The organism is Paenibacillus alba (assembly GCF_013204855.1).
Taxonomy (GTDB): Bacteria; Bacillota; Bacilli; order Paenibacillales; family NBRC-103111; genus Paenibacillus_E; species Paenibacillus_E alba.
Window position 1 is genome coordinate 133,669 of sequence record NZ_JABMKZ010000020.1, and the last position, 14,311, is coordinate 147,979.

The 14,311-nt window shown below is 45.1% G+C and carries 18 protein-coding genes; 7 read left to right on the forward strand and 11 right to left on the reverse strand.

What is annotated here, in order from left to right:
* Window positions 1-67: 67 nt before the first annotated feature.
* Together trxA and HQN90_RS23080 are read right to left on the reverse strand one after the other, a co-directional pair.
* Entirely contained in the window at window positions 68-382 is a 315-nt protein-coding gene (trxA, locus tag HQN90_RS23075) for a thioredoxin (RefSeq protein WP_057307540.1), read from the reverse strand.
* A gap of 138 nt (window positions 383-520) precedes the next feature.
* Window positions 521-904, reverse strand: coding sequence for a MerR family transcriptional regulator (locus HQN90_RS23080; RefSeq protein ID WP_079409933.1), 384 nt, complete (start codon window positions 902-904; stop codon window positions 521-523).
* Window positions 905-1,113: 209 nt separating this feature from the next.
* On the opposite strand from HQN90_RS23080, the gene HQN90_RS23085 reads away from it, so the two are divergent.
* Complete coding sequence (locus HQN90_RS23085) at window positions 1,114-1,257, forward strand: YqzM family protein (protein ID WP_144028285.1); 144 nt, start codon at window positions 1,114-1,116, stop codon at window positions 1,255-1,257.
* Window positions 1,258-1,400: 143 nt separating this feature from the next.
* Complete coding sequence (locus HQN90_RS23090) at window positions 1,401-2,402, forward strand: globin-coupled sensor protein (RefSeq protein ID WP_173223044.1); 1,002 nt, start codon at window positions 1,401-1,403, stop codon at window positions 2,400-2,402.
* Between the two features lie 400 nt (window positions 2,403-2,802).
* On the opposite strand, the gene dnaI is transcribed toward HQN90_RS23090, so the two are convergent.
* From dnaI to HQN90_RS23105, 3 genes are all read right to left on the reverse strand, one after another.
* Window positions 2,803-3,753 (reverse strand): primosomal protein DnaI, encoded by a 951-nt coding sequence (dnaI, locus tag HQN90_RS23095; protein ID WP_173223046.1) that lies wholly within the window; start codon window positions 3,751-3,753, stop codon window positions 2,803-2,805.
* Between the two features lie 56 nt (window positions 3,754-3,809).
* Window positions 3,810-5,327, reverse strand: a complete 1,518-nt coding sequence (locus HQN90_RS23100) for a replication initiation and membrane attachment family protein (RefSeq protein ID WP_173223047.1) — start codon at window positions 5,325-5,327, stop codon at window positions 3,810-3,812.
* Window positions 5,328-5,499: 172 nt separating this feature from the next.
* The gene (locus HQN90_RS23105) at window positions 5,500-5,865 is read right to left on the reverse strand and encodes a winged helix-turn-helix transcriptional regulator (RefSeq protein WP_173223049.1); all 366 of its coding nucleotides are present in this window, start codon (window positions 5,863-5,865) and stop codon (window positions 5,500-5,502) included.
* A 128-nt stretch (window positions 5,866-5,993) separates the two neighbouring features.
* Here HQN90_RS23105 and HQN90_RS23110 point away from each other — a divergent pair, with 128 nt between their 5' ends.
* On the forward strand, window positions 5,994-7,031 hold the full coding sequence (locus HQN90_RS23110; protein ID WP_173223051.1) for a zinc-binding alcohol dehydrogenase family protein: 1,038 nt from the start codon (window positions 5,994-5,996) through the stop codon (window positions 7,029-7,031).
* A 98-nt stretch (window positions 7,032-7,129) separates the two neighbouring features.
* Here HQN90_RS23110 and HQN90_RS23115 read toward each other — a convergent pair whose 3' ends face one another.
* On the reverse strand, window positions 7,130-8,014 hold the full coding sequence (locus HQN90_RS23115) for an alpha/beta fold hydrolase (protein WP_246362783.1): 885 nt from the start codon (window positions 8,012-8,014) through the stop codon (window positions 7,130-7,132).
* Between the two features lie 72 nt (window positions 8,015-8,086).
* On the reverse strand, window positions 8,087-8,377 hold the full coding sequence (locus HQN90_RS23120) for a YuiB family protein (RefSeq protein WP_079409795.1): 291 nt from the start codon (window positions 8,375-8,377) through the stop codon (window positions 8,087-8,089).
* Between the two features lie 192 nt (window positions 8,378-8,569).
* Between HQN90_RS23120 and hemQ the strand changes: the two genes are divergently transcribed.
* Window positions 8,570-9,316, forward strand: a complete 747-nt coding sequence (hemQ, locus tag HQN90_RS23125) for a hydrogen peroxide-dependent heme synthase (RefSeq protein ID WP_173223053.1) — start codon at window positions 8,570-8,572, stop codon at window positions 9,314-9,316.
* A gap of 150 nt (window positions 9,317-9,466) precedes the next feature.
* Here hemQ and HQN90_RS23130 read toward each other — a convergent pair whose 3' ends face one another.
* Both HQN90_RS23130 and HQN90_RS23135 read right to left on the reverse strand, forming a co-directional pair.
* Complete coding sequence (locus tag HQN90_RS23130) at window positions 9,467-9,748, reverse strand: hypothetical protein (protein ID WP_079409797.1); 282 nt, start codon at window positions 9,746-9,748, stop codon at window positions 9,467-9,469.
* Between the two features lie 27 nt (window positions 9,749-9,775).
* On the reverse strand, window positions 9,776-10,966 hold the full coding sequence (locus HQN90_RS23135) for an NAD(P)/FAD-dependent oxidoreductase (protein ID WP_173223055.1): 1,191 nt from the start codon (window positions 10,964-10,966) through the stop codon (window positions 9,776-9,778).
* Between the two features lie 419 nt (window positions 10,967-11,385).
* Here HQN90_RS23135 and HQN90_RS23140 point away from each other — a divergent pair, with 419 nt between their 5' ends.
* Both HQN90_RS23140 and HQN90_RS23145 read left to right on the forward strand, forming a co-directional pair.
* Entirely contained in the window at window positions 11,386-12,387 is a 1,002-nt protein-coding gene (locus HQN90_RS23140; RefSeq protein ID WP_079409799.1) for an NAD(P)/FAD-dependent oxidoreductase, read from the forward strand.
* A 62-nt stretch (window positions 12,388-12,449) separates the two neighbouring features.
* Window positions 12,450-12,692 carry a hypothetical protein gene (locus HQN90_RS23145; protein ID WP_173223057.1) on the forward strand — a complete coding sequence of 81 codons (243 nt, stop codon included), beginning with the start codon at window positions 12,450-12,452 and terminating at the stop codon, window positions 12,690-12,692.
* On the opposite strand, the gene sda is transcribed toward HQN90_RS23145, so the two are convergent.
* Complete coding sequence (gene sda, locus HQN90_RS23150; RefSeq protein WP_173223059.1) at window positions 12,689-12,844, reverse strand: sporulation histidine kinase inhibitor Sda; 156 nt, start codon at window positions 12,842-12,844, stop codon at window positions 12,689-12,691. The genes HQN90_RS23145 and sda overlap by 4 nt on opposite strands.
* 340 nt (window positions 12,845-13,184) lie before the next feature.
* On the opposite strand from sda, the gene HQN90_RS23155 reads away from it, so the two are divergent.
* Window positions 13,185-13,346 carry a mechanosensitive ion channel protein MscL gene (locus HQN90_RS23155; RefSeq protein WP_079409801.1) on the forward strand — a complete coding sequence of 54 codons (162 nt, stop codon included), beginning with the start codon at window positions 13,185-13,187 and terminating at the stop codon, window positions 13,344-13,346.
* A gap of 48 nt (window positions 13,347-13,394) precedes the next feature.
* Here the strand turns inward: HQN90_RS23155 and HQN90_RS23160 are convergent, their stop codons facing one another.
* Window positions 13,395-14,075 carry a glycoside hydrolase family 73 protein gene (locus HQN90_RS23160; RefSeq protein ID WP_173223061.1) on the reverse strand — a complete coding sequence of 227 codons (681 nt, stop codon included), beginning with the start codon at window positions 14,073-14,075 and terminating at the stop codon, window positions 13,395-13,397.
* Window positions 14,076-14,311: the final 236 nt, after the last annotated feature.

Consider the following 14,311-nt stretch of genomic DNA (forward strand, 5'->3'; position numbering starts at 1 on the left):
AGCTCTTTTCAGCATAGCAGAAAAAGAGCTTTTTCACACGAACAATTGTTTCTAGTTTTCTAACAAATTATTGATGACGGGAAACTACATTTTTGAGCGCTTCTTTGGATTGGAAACCAACCACTTTATCAACAGGCTGTCCGTCTTTGAAAACGATCAGTGTTGGAATACTCATAACGCCAAAGCGAGCAGCGGATTCCGGATTGTCATCCACGTTTACTTTTGCGATTTTCAAAGATTCGATTTCTTTATCCAGCTCTTCCAATACAGGAGCGATCATTTTACAAGGTCCGCACCAAGGCGCCCAGAAGTCTACAAGTACTGTACCTTCTCCTTCAACTTCTGCTTTAAAGCTGTTATCAGAAACATTCACGATTGACATGATAGTTCCTCCTTCTAAGAATGGATTTGATGTATTGATCATAACGTCTGCCTTCAAGACAGCTCATGAGTAAAGTATACCACACCAGTAGGTCAATTCAACCAAGCTATAGTGTAGCCAAAAGTTGAAGCCGGCATTCTATTTAGCAGGCAATCCTACTGGCAGCCCCTGAATCCTTTGCTGCTCAATATACGCGATTCGATCCTTCAAATTGGCTTGCAGCATCTGCAGCATTTCCATTTGTCGCTCTATGTCCTGAAGCTTCTCTGTATAGAGTGGCAGCAAATCATCGCAAAGCGACTCCTGATTTTTCATAACGCAGTTAAGGAAGCTTTCAATTTGTTCGGTCGTAAAGCCTAGGCTTAAATAGAATTGAATGGTCTTCACGCGTTCAACTACCATCTGGTTGTACACCCGGTAGCCGTTCTCCTCACGCTGAGTGGCAATGAGCCCTTTGGCCTCATAGTACCGTAAGGATCGAATGCTGGCACCGGTAAGCTTGGATAATTCACTAATCCGCATGGCCTTCACCTTTTTCCTTTTCCTTGATCAAGTAAGGATGCTTTCATTGTAAACCATGACACTAATGTTAGAGTCAAGCGTTATTTTAAAATTTTCGCCGATATCTGCTATTGTTTGCATAATTGTCACTTTGATAAGCTTTACAACTTTCGGCGAATTTGGGTATACTAAGCTTAAACTACGAATGTCGGACGTTAGGGGGTAACCACATGAGCGATCCTAAACACCCTGAGCTTCACGTGTATGAAGAGCCGCGCAACGATTTCATGGATGTAGGTATTGGCTTTGGCGCATTCTTTGGTTTCTTGTTTATCATTGCAGCCGTTGCAACTGTCATTCAAGTAATGAAATAAGCATGTTTAAGCTTAGTCCGAAAACCGCTTTGCACTCACCTGTGAAGCGGTTTTTTTCTTGCAGCTTCCTCCTTGATGGAGGGCTCTGTAATATGCACTAGACAGCTTCACCAAATGTTACCGCAGAAGGAGCCATTATTCCTATGATTAAAGTTCAGCCAGAACGTCAGAAGCTCATTACATTCATCGGGTTAACTGATGCAGATTTACAACTTTTGAAAAGCAAAGAAGAAGCCTTCAAGATCATCGTGGACAAGCTAGTCGACGAATTATATGCCGAGCTTATCACTTGGCCTGAACTCATGGAGTTAATTCAGAAACACAGCACGATCGAACGCCTCAAAGAAACGCAGCGCTGGTACTTCCTGTCCATGGCTTCCGGTGTGATTGATGAGGAATATATTAAAAAACGACTCTTTATTGGAAGTGTACATTCTCGTATCGGCTTAACAACCTCTTGGTACTTAGGCACTTATTTAAAATATACCGATTTAGCTACATACCATTTCAAGCAGCACCTTCCCGAGGATTGGATTCAAGTCCTTCATGCCTTAAGCAAAATGTTCAATCTGGATTCACAGCTCGTCCTTGAAGCCTATGAGCAAGATGAGAAGCAGAAAATCCAAACACTCGCCGATGAGCAAGCGAACATGCTGACAACAATTTCCGGCGCTGTTCAAGATTTGGCCTTAATGATGGTTGAGCTTGGCGGCAGCAGCCAAACAGTTGCCGATACAGCTATCCAAACCGCTGAATCCCAAGAGTTATCCAACTCGCGGATCGATGAGCTCAACAATGAAATCAAGGACATCGCCAAAATGGGCTCCGTCATGAAAGAAATTTCCGATCAGACGCATCTGCTCGGATTGAATGCAGCCATTGAAGCCGCACGTTCCGGCGAGCATGGCCGCGGCTTCGAAGTTGTCGCTAACGAAGTGCGCAAGCTCGCATCGCATTCCAGAGAATCGCTGGACCAGATTCAATCGAAGCTGAAACTGATCGCCCAGAAGCTGGAGCTGGTCAAAAAAGGCTCCGAAGAAACAACCCACTACGCACGCACACAAGCAGCAAGCGCTCAGGAATTAACTTCGTTCGTGCAAATGATCGAAAATGTAACAACTGAGCTGGAGAAATTAAAGAAATAACGAGAAGGACCGTCAGGAGGAATTGTTCCTCTTGGCGGTCCTTTTAGAATGAAGCAACTTTTTCCATCGCAACTCGTTAATGGGAACTACGATCCTCTATTTTGCCGAAAATCGATCAAATGCCTATCGAAACAGAACTACAGTCCCTTATTTGCCCATTTTTGGCTCTGAAGCCCGCCTATTATGGCAAATAGCGCCCTGTAGTTCCGTTTCATGTTAGATTCAGCCGATTCTTCCTCAAATAGCGTATCCTAGTTCCCTTTCAGCGTTTTCTATACTTCCTATACTTCCTGTACTTCCTGCACTTCCTGCACTTCCTGCATTTCCTGCACTTCCGGCATTTCCTGCATTCACTGCGCTTCCTGCACTTCAATCAATTCCAGCGTTTCCTGCACTTCCATCATTTCCCACGCTTATTCGTACCCGTCACTTCAACGACATCTACAAAAGGCCGAATGCGGTCCATAATCCGCTGCCCCTTGTACTCCTCGTCGCCATCCTTGTTGGTGAAGCTGAAATGCTTCTCCAAGTCATGCAGCGCATAATTGGATGTGAAGAACGTCGGCTTGCGATTCATCCGGTGATTCACGATCGCTCCAATGACATGGTCCCGGAGCCATGGATTGAGGTTTTCTGCTCCGATATCATCGAAAACAAGCAGATCTGTATCCTTCAGGAGGTCAATCGTTTCCTTCAGCTTGTAGGGCTCCTGGAACATGCCTTTGAGATCCTCGGCAAAATCCGGCATATACACGATGGCGCCTGTCATCCCAACTTTGGCCAGCTGATGCAGCATATAGCCCATTAAGAACGTCTTGCCCGTTCCGAACGATCCAGAGAGGTACAGCCCTCGCGGCTGCAGCCCTTCTTCCATCGTCAGGCTGACATAGTCGTTAATCTGCATCACAGCTTTAGCCCGATCCAAATCCGTCTCGAGGATGTCCCCGAACGAGTAGCTGCGTGAAATCATCCGCGGATCCACGTGAAAGGTGCGAATGCGGCTGCTGATCGCATCTTGAAGCTGCTTCGCGTTGAATTTCTTGCAGGCTACTTTTTCCTCATGGATAAAAGGCTTCTCATTCACAGAGTCTGCCGTAAGCATCGTGTAATGGCCTGTCATATCATTCGGGCAGCGTTCCAAGCCAGGACAGTTCGAGCAAGTTTTGAACTCAGTCACGTATTGGTACAGCTTGTTCATATTGATTTTGATCGTATAGTCATCGACAAACGGATACTTCTGGCGAAATTTATGAACTAAAGCATCGTCCATCACGGCTTTAATTTTGTCTTCGGCTTTCCGTCTCCATTCCGAATTCGGCATTGATTTGAGTAAGTGCGACAGGGATTCCATGCTTGCGGCACCTCCTAATTTATCAGGCATGCTATTTTTCGTTGTTTCGCCCTCGGCTAGCTCTTCCGATTGAATCGTTCATCGAGCTTCTGCGCCATCCTGCGCGCGGCTTCCAGCTCTTCTTCGGTCAGCCTTGATGAGGCTGCGGCACCGGCATCCGGCACCACAATCGGGATGTGCGGCTTCTGCGTTTTGCCTTGACGGCCTCTGGTGACAGAGCCGCCCGCTTTGGCTGCTTCCACCTTGGAAGCGGCCTTCTGCTTATAACTGATCTTCTCGCGCACATACTCAACTGCATTCTCGTATGTACTGATTTGCTTGCCCAGCATATCGGATGCAACGGCTTCAATGGAAGATTTCGCCCATGAGCGGCGATCTATGTGCAAGAAGTGAATCAAAACATTAATGACTTCTTCTTTCAATTTGTAGTTGAGATCAATTTTCTCAAATATGTTAAGTACGCCGTCAGGTATGGAGCCCTGAGTAAAGAACATTTTCAAGACTGCCGTGTACGGCTCGTTTCGCATAATGTAATTGTACTGATGATCGGTGCATTCGCCTCGCAGCTGCTGTGGCACCTCCAAATAGTACGCCATTTCTACGGACTTGTCGCCCGCCGTATCTTGGGAAATATCCGATTCGCCGCTTTGCGACCTTTCTTCTGTACGAGCTATCGTTCGCTCGCGGTCCTCATCGCGTTTCTTGCTCTGGCGATAGAAGAGATTCGCATTGTATTGCATCAAATCCATTTGCAGCTCGCCATCTTCAGCAAATACGCCATCCTCGTCAAGCAATCGACAGGTTTCTTGCAAAGATAAATTATATTTCTTCGCCACAATATTAATGGCCGCCATCTGGTCCGGCTTGTGCTTGAGCGCCTCAACAAAGACTCGATTACTCGCTCCGCGAGGGAATCTCATAATAATATCCGCATACAGGAATCCCTTGGTCGTAACGTCCATTCGGGCGTCTCCCTGCTTGCTCGCAGAGGCTTCGTACAACGCTTGCTCCAACTCATAATCAACCACCTGCGTGTTAAGTCGGAACAAATCATAGAACGGTACCGACAAGTTCTCTTCACTGGCATCCTGACACTCTTCCGGCTCCGGCGACAGCAGCTCTTCCCGCAGGGAAAGCAGCATGAACTTGCCCACCTTATCCCTCAGCAGCAGCGTCAAATGCTGATTGCGGAAAAATTCATTAGGACTCAAAGGCTGAAATAAAGTGTAAACGAAGACATAGTCTTCTTCACCTGGCAGAAACTTGCGGGTCGTTTGCAAAAGGCCGATGGCCTCCAGCTTGGAGGATTGTTCGATCAAATACTTGCGGCCGCGCTCTCCTTGCTCAAGCTCAAGCAGCAAGAACAATTTACGTTGCTGCTCGAGCGACGAAAATCCGACTTTTTCTGCACTCATCTGCTGATAGAGAGCTTGATAGAGGCTAATCGCCAATCCGCCTATCATCGGCTGATACATCATCGCTAACATTTTATAATCCAAACTGCTCAAAGAAAAGTCACGGTTCACACAGAACCTGTGATTTTCGGTGAAATGCAGCATATTCGTCATTCGCATCCCGTTACAGCACCATCCTGCCTCAACCAATTACAGCTATGAAAGCTTCTCGGTTTCTCTCTACTAGTCTACCACAAAAATCGACACGCTTGGTATCTACCAGAGAAAAGATAATATTACCTAAAATGAAAAAACCAACCTCTCCGTTGGCTAAATGATTGAGAAATCCCCTTTAAATTCCTTTAGCCGCGCAGTCCTTCTTGTTTTTGTAGCTGTTTCCCCATTCTTTCATGAGCAAAATAATCGGGACCAGCGTTCGCCCAAATTCGGTCAACGAGTACTCCACCTTCGGAGGAACTTGCGTGTACACCTCACGATGGACAATACCATCCTCCTCCAATTCACGCAGCTGCAGGGTCAGCATTCGTTGTGTGATGGATGGACAGATTCTTTTGAATTCATTGAATCTTTTGGTCCCGTCAATCAAATGAAATAAAAGAACGCCTTTCCATTTGCCTCCGATAACATCCAAGGTATATTCAACTGGGCAGGCTTCTTTATTGGGATCGTCACCGTATCCTTTTTTTCGATCACGCATAGCATTCAACCCCTTTTACAGTATACAAATTGATACTACAACACATTATTGTGCGTACTTACCATTTTAGAATATATGAAGTAAACTAACAACCGTAGAAACAATTATCATTATGAGGTGATGGGATTATGAGTACACAACAAACGATGAAAGCTGTAGGGCTTTATCAATATTTACATGCTGAGCATCCAGAAAGTTTGCTAGATGTTGTGATTGAGAAGCCGGTACCAACAGGCAAGGATTTGCTGGTCAAAGTCCAGGCAATTTCAGTAAATCCGGTCGACGTCAAAGTTCGCGCTCCTAAAGCTAAGAAAGAAACCTCCCCTAGAATTCTCGGTTGGGACGTTGCTGGCGTCGTGGAGCAAACAGGTCCAGATTGCACCTTATTTCAACCAGGCGATGAAGTTTATTATGCAGGCAGTATTACTCGCCCAGGCGGGAACAGCGAATTTCATCTCGTGGATGAACGCATTGTTGGATTCAAACCGGCAGCTCTGAATTTTGCTGAAGCTGCGGCGCTTCCGCTCACCGCGATCACCGCTTGGGAGGCTTTGTTTGACAGACTGGGCTTGTCCCGCAGCAAAGAAAATAATACAGGCAAGACGATCTTGATCATAGGCGCTGCCGGAGGTGTAGGTTCAATTGCCGTACAGCTCGCCAAATATGCCGGATTAACGGTCATTGGCACAGCTTCCCGCCCCGAATCGGCTGCTTGGGTCAAGGAGATGGGAGCCGATCAGATTATCAACCATAACGATTCCTTCGTTCCTCAATTGAACGCAATCGGCTTGCCGCATGTTGACTATATCTTCTGTCTAAACAGTATGGAGCAGCACTGGCAGAACATAGCTGATGCCATCGCGCCTCAGGGCAAAATTTGCTCCATTGTTGAAACAGACCAGCTGCTGAACTTAACTTTGCTGAAAAATAAAAGCGCCACATTTGTTTGGGAATTCATGTTCACCCGTTCCATGTTCCAAACCGATGATATGATCGAACAGCACAAGCTGCTAAATGAAGTCGCACAGCTCGTTGATACAGGAATTCTGCGCACTACTTTGACGGAGAAATTAACGCCAATGAATGCTGCAAGCTTGCGGCAGGCACATGCCCGCATTGAAGCAGGACGAACCGTCGGGAAGATTGTTTTAACTAGCCCTGAGTAACTGTTGTAGATGCCACCCTTCCAATAACACCAAAGAACCTCAGTTCCATTAAACATGGAATCTGGGGTTCTTTGGGCTGCTCAAGATGAGCTGTTTTACTAATTCGTGTATTCAGCTCTCGGCTGGTCTTCTTTCGTTTCCTGCCCGTACATCGCAGGGTTCAGCTTCTTGGCTATCGATAAATCCAGCTGTGCCCGCTCGGTTTGCTCATCCTCCAAGCTATCTATCCATAGGTGAATCAAATCATTCATCTTAGGAGCTTGCTTAAAGGGAATATGGTGCTTGGCTTCCTTCAAGAAATAAAGCGAACTGTGCGGCAACTCCTTGTGGAGCAGCGTCGCATAGCGATGAAAAATAACGTCCTTTTGACCATAGATCAAAAGAATTGGATGCTGAATCCTGTGCAAACGCTTCGTGCAAGAGTATGTAAGGGACTGCTCAAAAAAGGACTGCACATTGTCAGAAGCATCGCTGAGAGCACTCTCGTACAGATGCCGATAGGTCGCTTCGTTATCCGCATTTCCATAGATGACTGCCTTTTTCAACAACTTCAGCAGCAGCTCAGAACCTGCCATTCTCGACGCAAGCCAAGCCCGGCTTCTGTTATAAGAATCTGTCAATTCTGACATTCCGCTAACCACGATTCCCCCTAGGAATCGTTCCGGATAAGAGAGCAATGCTTCAAGCAGCACAGATCCACCGGTAGAATAGCCGCAGAGGAATGCTTTCTCGATCTCAAGGTAGTCCATCAATTGACGAATATCCTCCGTAATAAGCGCATAGTCGAGCGTTCGCTCAGAGGATTGGCTGGCCCCATGTCCTCGAATATCGAAGGTAATCACTTGGAAATGTTCGGATAGTTGATCCTTTTGATAGGCGAAAGCCTGCGAGGTTAATAATGGCGGATGAATAAAGACGATAGGTGTTCCGGTTCCCGTCATTTCATAATGCAGGATCGTCCCATTCACATAGGCAAAAGGCAAAGTAGTCTCCTCCGTTAGATCAATTTCGGTCAATCTACCTTAGCGTGACCAACTCTGCCTGCTTTTATGACATTAAAACATTTTGAACCCTCGGATTCGCAGCGCTTTAATCGCTGATCCACTCAGGATTGCGCCTGCCAAGCCACCGATCGCCGGTACGATGTCTACAATTGTGAAACTCTCTCCGCTGGAAAGGAATGAAGCCGACCCAGATCCAATTGATCCATAAATCACAACACCGATAACCAGAGCTATGAACGCATAAAGCGGAAACCAAGTTGTTTTCATCAACATATTCAAAATAAAACCGATTCCAAAAAATAACACCATCATCAAGACAGTGGCGATGACCATTTGCAGCACGATATGCTCCCCCTTAACTTATCAAAAGCCAATTCATTCTCTTCATATTATCCTTATAATTGTAATCCACGAATGGATACAGGTAAAGTGTACACAAATTGAACATTTCACATTTCACCCTTTGTTCATTTGCCCTTTCTCCATGAATTGGATACAATGTAGGGGATATTAGCCTTGAATGGAGGAACACTCATGAGTGAAGCCGTACAAACGCTGGAAGGCTGGTATGCGCTCCATGATTTCCGTCTAATCGACTGGAACGCATGGCATGCTGCAACCCCGCAGGAGCGTAAACACGCAACAGAAGAACTAAATACCTTCCTGTCCCAATGGCAGCAAGTCGAAAACGATAAACTCGGCAGCACGGCCGTTTATAGCATCGTTGGTCAAAAAGCCGATTTTGTATTCATGCAATTGCGTGAAACGCTGGAAGAGCTGAATGATCTGGAAAATGCTTTTAACAAATCCAGCTTCGCTGCATTTACAATTCCGGTCTATTCCTATGTATCTATCGTAGAATTAAGCAGTTACTTGGCTAAACCGGGCGTTGATCCGGCCGAAGATCCAGAATTGCAAGCACGCTTGAAGCCGATTCTGCCCAAAGCGAAGCATATCTGCTTCTATCCGATGAACAAACGCCGCGATGGTAATGATAACTGGTATATGCTCCCTGCCGAAGATCGCAAAACGATGATGCGCAGCCATGGCATGATCGGACGTACATACGCAGGTAAAGTAAAACAAATCATCACAGGTTCTGTTGGCTTGGATGATTGGGAATGGGGCGTTACCCTCTTCTCGGAAGACCCGCTTCATTTCAAGAAGCTTGTGTATGAAATGCGTTTTGACGAAGTCAGCGCACGTTTCGGCGAGTTCGGCGACTTCTACGTCGGCAATCTGCTTTCCCCTGAGAAATTCGCACAATTAATTCAAGTTTAATGGTTAGATGAAGAGTGATGGACCTTTGGTCTGTCGCTCTTTTTCACATTGTGCACATTTATGCAAGCGGATAAACAACCACCATGGATTTATATGGAAAAAAAAAGAAACACCGCTTGATCCCGAGCGATGCTTCTTATTTGCAAATGATTAATCTTCATCCTCGTCGTCCCGCAGGGCAGCCTCTAATTCAGCTTCCATTTGCGCTTTACGAGCCAAATACGCCTCGGTATCGCGGTCACGTTGACGACCTTTCTCCTTCAATCGTTCGATAGCAGGAAGAATTAGAATATCAATTTCCTTCTGGACGACAGCTACATGGTCATAACGTTTCTCAGACTCCAGAAAATGACCAACCTCGATCAGAGCATTGTAACGATCCAGTTCATCCCGGGTAAGAAGTCCTCTTACTTGGACACTGCAGTGCCGCATGGCTATTCCCCCGTTGCTTGAAGATTCCTAGAAACGCCCTTTGCGAATCACGAGCGGAATGCCACCGATAATGTACAGGTATCTCATATCTACCACTTTTTTCATCATGGCTGCTACGTTACCTTTCAATTTCCGGGAACCTACGATCCCGATCGCTTGACCTTTGCCAAGGGAAGCCACCGTACCTTTGTTGGAGAACTTAAATGTTTTCATTTGCGAACCGCGAATGGAAGCAATCAAGTTATGCGCAACAGCTTCGCCTTGCTGCATGGCGATTTGAGCCGTTGGAGGGAATGGTCTGCCTTCATCGTTCATCACGATGGAACAGTCGCCTACAACATAGATATTGTCGAATTGCGGAGCACGCAGATGCTCGTCAACTTTAATCCGGCCGCGCATCGTTTCGAAACCTGCTTCATCCAGCATATGGTTGCCGCGGATTCCACCTGTCCATACCACAGTAGCTGCTTTGATGAACTCGTCGCCGGCAATCAATACACCGTCAGGCGTACATTCTTTGATGGCGGTGCCGATTTTGAAAGTGATGCCTTTATCGGTCAAAACTTTCATTGCATATTCAACCAGCTCAGGATCAAAACCTGGCAATGCGGTTGGAGCTGCTTCAATATTATAAATCTTCACCAAGGAAGGATCCACGTCGAACTCTTTGCAAAGCTGTGGAATACGGTCAGCAAGTTCACCGATGAACTCGATGCCTGTGAAGCCTGCTCCACCGATAACGAATGTCAGGTAATCCTTGCGGTCCGGTTCACGCTTGAATTTCGCGAATTGATATTCAATGTGCTCACGAATGAAACGAACGCTATTGATACTGCGAATGTTCAAAGCATTCTCTTTAAGTCCCGGAATACCGAAGGTTTCAGCTTCGCCGCCTAGGCCGATAACCAGGTAATCGTAGGAAAGCGTCCCATCTTCAAGAATAACCTTTTTCTCATGAGGACGGATTTGTGTAACCGTTGATTTCACGAAATCCACTTTAAATTCATCAATTAACTTCAAAATGTTCACGCGTGCATTTTCAGGATTATCCGTCCCTGCCGCAGGCATATGAAGATGTGTTGTAATGTAATGGTAGTCATGCTTGTTCACAAGTGTTACATCAGCTTCATTGTAATTTAATTCTTTTTGCAAACGAATAGCAGAAAGAATCCCGCCATAACCGGCGCCTAAAATAACGATTCTTGGTATTCTACTCATGTTTCTCTCACTTCCATATCCGTATTTATAGTCCTATGGTTTCTCTATTTTGTGAAAATTTACACAAACAGCTTCAAAAGTTGTATACTGCTTCTAGTTTGCACTCACTCACAGCGAATTATGATGAAACAGGCTGAAATTCGTCACAAGATGGATAAACTGATTCTCATGATATAATATAATTTTCATTAGTAAATATCAAGTGCTATTTTGGCTTAAAATAAGGCATACAGGGCATTCTAGCTTGTCCATGCATTGTAAGCATAACTTATCATATATATAAACGAAATATATAAATAAATCACACTTTTCTGTTTCCTTCAATAGAAGAGACGTTTATAATGGAATAATGATTGTGACTGTACTGAGAATTATTCTTACTCACCATCAAAGGAACTGAATCGGAGGAGTTTATTCAAATGAGCGAGAAAGAGACAAATCAAGACATTGTAGACATTATTGTAATTGGCGGCGGTCCTGCAGGGATGTTCGCTTCCTTCTATGCAGGCATGCGTCAAGCATCTGTGAAAATTATTGAAAGTATGCCGCAGCTTGGCGGACAACTTGCAGCTCTATATCCGGAGAAATACATCTACGATGTTGCCGGCTTTCCGAAAGTAACAGCGCAAGAATTAGTTAACAACCTGCTCTCCCAAATGAAACATTTCCCTATCCAAGTGTGTTTGGAAGAGAAAGTCCACCAAGTGGTGAAAAGCGAAGAGCGTCTTTTCGAAGTAACGACAGACTTGGGCACGCATTACAGCCGCGCTGTGATCGTAACTGGCGGGGTTGGCGCATTCGAACCACGTCGTCTGGAGCTTCCCGAAGCGGCACAGTTCGAGAAGAAGAACCTGCATTACTTCGTTAGCGATCTGAATGCTTTCGCAGGTCAGAAAGTATTGATCAGCGGCGGCGGCGACTCCGCAGTTGATTGGGCTCTGATGCTTGAGCCAATCGCTGAGAAAGTAACCCTTATTCATCGCAGAGATAAATTCCGTGCCCATGAGCACAGTGTTGAAAACTTGATGAATTCCAAAGTAAACGTTGTGACTCCTACCGAAATCACATCGCTGCACGGGACAGACCGCATTGAGCAAGTTACGCTCAAAGACATCAAATCCGGTGAAGAAACCGTTCACGATGTCGATGCTGTTATCATTAACTTCGGATTCGTGTCTTCTCTAGGACCGATCTCCGAATGGGGACTTGAGATCGAAAATGGATCCATCGTTGTTGATTCCAGAATGGAAACGAACATTCCAGGTATCTTCGCAGCCGGGGATATCACAACCTATCCTGGTAAATTAAAATTGATTGCGGTTGGCTTCGGAGAAGCTCCTACTGCGATTAACAACGCCAAAGTCTATATTGACCCAACAGCCAAGCTTTCACCAGGACACAGCAGCAACCTTAAATTTTAATCATTTTTCTACATAAAAAGGGGTATTCTATTCCTAATCCGCAGATTAGGAGGAATACCCCTTTGTCTTATATATGTCCGGTCTGCAATGGCCTGCAGGAAATGCATACGGAATGTCCTAACTGCTCGCAGCCTGTCAGTGATTATGGAAGACTAAGCGATTATGTCGGTCCCTATTCTCCTTATCTGGAGATCGATGAGGTTTCCTCATCCGTGGGAACAAGGCTCGACCAACAGGGTGCGTGCATCCATCTTGTCGTATGTTCCGCTTGCACGCACAGTTATACCATCCAGATCAACTCTTAATTGAGCGGTGTTTCATCCTTCTGCAAAACATACAGTTTCAAATTCCGTCTTTGAATTTCTGCGAGCAATAGGTCAACAAAATCAGATTCCAATCTCAAATCCAGTGCTTTGTAATAAGAGTCGATCAATGTTTCGTCGCTAATTTGTCTCACTGAAATCACCTTTATTCTATAATTTGTAATTATATTATCACGGGGGAAAAATTAGAACAAGCGTTCCGTTATCCACAGAAGATTGTGCATATCCTGTGGGTAGATTGTTGATATGTCTGATAATCTCTTTAAATGTAAAGGGGATAATGTGTATAAAGTTATGCACATGCTAGATATCCCCAAATGCGATAAAAAAAAGTGATCACTTTTCCCGAATTTGTTTACCCTCACTTAACATTCCCTTAAGGTTGTTCACAAATTTGAAAAGAAATTTTAATCGTCATTTAACATTCATCGCATACAATACTAATAGAAAGACAAAACAAGGAGTGAAACAAACATGCTAGTCTACGACATCGTAGTTAACGGAGAAATTAAAGAAACAATTAAGCCTCGTAAAAATCGCTTGAAAGAAATTTACAGCTTTATGTTAGAGCAAAGCAAACTTATGAAAGTTAAATATGGTGAAAATGTTAAAATTAAAGGCCGCATGGTGTATTAGGATTAGCTTCCTAACTTCACTAGCGGCCCTTTTTTTACTGAGATCACGTTAAACAATTCCTTTCCGAAACAGAACAGTTAACAAACGATAAAAATCATAGCTGCCATGGCTTGGCGTATCGATCAACCCCGCTTTGACAGCTGCATTCACAGCAGCCTCGGCCCATTGCGGTATAGCTTCTAACGCCATTTGGCCCTCCAATGCGGCAACTCTATTTTGCAATGCTGTTAATTGCGCTTGCAGCTCTTCGAGCATATTCGTAACCTCCTCGTCATAACGGGTTAAATTATTCGCTTGTATTATCGCATTCAGCTTAGCTGCATAGGCGGGATCAGTGGCATAGCCGCTGTTTTGCAGCGCCGATGTCTGCTCACCTGGATGACTTGCTGCGCGAACACCGGCATACCTTGCCGTCTGAAAAAAGAGATCTTGATCACGAAATCCTGATTCAATCGAAGAGTACGCTCGAAAATCGCCAGGCACATTATCAACCCTTGTTCCATCGATGACTTCCCAAGTCACGGCGGAAACTCGATCACCTTGCCAATAAAGTGTCAATATCCCGCTGCCCACTTTATAACCGACCAGATTATTCCACGCATTCACCTTCCCGCCTGTCTCCAAAATCGCCTGCGTGATTCGCACTGATGGATAAATAGGGGAACCTTCCATGCGCAGCTTCACGGCAATCGGCGCCACGAGGTCAATAAATTCCTGTCTTGTTGCCATGTGATCACCTCCTTCTGGCTTGCTAGCATTTCCTTTCTATGTATTCTATTCTTCTACCAGCTTAAAAGGTTCATCTACAGACACAAAAAGGCAAAAAAAAAGCATCCAGTTTATTTGATCTGGACCCTTTGTCAAGGACACTTGAAAAAACTCAGTTTAAATCTAGACAGCTAACAATAGATGATTCCTGTATTGCACAGGGGTCATCTTTTTTAATCCCCATTGATATCGATTGT

Coding starts and splice junctions, on each gene's coding strand:
- trxA (WP_057307540.1), bottom strand. CDS start 382: ATGTCAATCGTGAATGTTTCTGATAACAGCTTTAAAGCAGAAGTTGAA.
- HQN90_RS23080 (WP_079409933.1), bottom strand. CDS start 904: ATGCGGATTAGTGAATTATCCAAGCTTACCGGTGCCAGCATTCGATCC.
- HQN90_RS23085 (WP_144028285.1), top strand. CDS start 1,114: ATGAGCGATCCTAAACACCCTGAGCTTCACGTGTATGAAGAGCCGCGC.
- HQN90_RS23090 (WP_173223044.1), top strand. CDS start 1,401: ATGATTAAAGTTCAGCCAGAACGTCAGAAGCTCATTACATTCATCGGG.
- dnaI (WP_173223046.1), bottom strand. CDS start 3,753: ATGGAATCCCTGTCGCACTTACTCAAATCAATGCCGAATTCGGAATGG.
- HQN90_RS23100 (WP_173223047.1), bottom strand. CDS start 5,327: ATGCGAATGACGAATATGCTGCATTTCACCGAAAATCACAGGTTCTGT.
- HQN90_RS23105 (WP_173223049.1), bottom strand. CDS start 5,865: ATGCGTGATCGAAAAAAAGGATACGGTGACGATCCCAATAAAGAAGCC.
- HQN90_RS23110 (WP_173223051.1), top strand. CDS start 5,994: ATGAGTACACAACAAACGATGAAAGCTGTAGGGCTTTATCAATATTTA.
- hemQ (WP_173223053.1), top strand. CDS start 8,570: ATGAGTGAAGCCGTACAAACGCTGGAAGGCTGGTATGCGCTCCATGAT.
- HQN90_RS23130 (WP_079409797.1), bottom strand. CDS start 9,748: ATGCGGCACTGCAGTGTCCAAGTAAGAGGACTTCTTACCCGGGATGAA.
- HQN90_RS23135 (WP_173223055.1), bottom strand. CDS start 10,966: ATGAGTAGAATACCAAGAATCGTTATTTTAGGCGCCGGTTATGGCGGG.
- HQN90_RS23140 (WP_079409799.1), top strand. CDS start 11,386: ATGAGCGAGAAAGAGACAAATCAAGACATTGTAGACATTATTGTAATT.
- HQN90_RS23155 (WP_079409801.1), top strand. CDS start 13,185: ATGCTAGTCTACGACATCGTAGTTAACGGAGAAATTAAAGAAACAATT.
- HQN90_RS23160 (WP_173223061.1), bottom strand. CDS start 14,075: ATGGCAACAAGACAGGAATTTATTGACCTCGTGGCGCCGATTGCCGTG.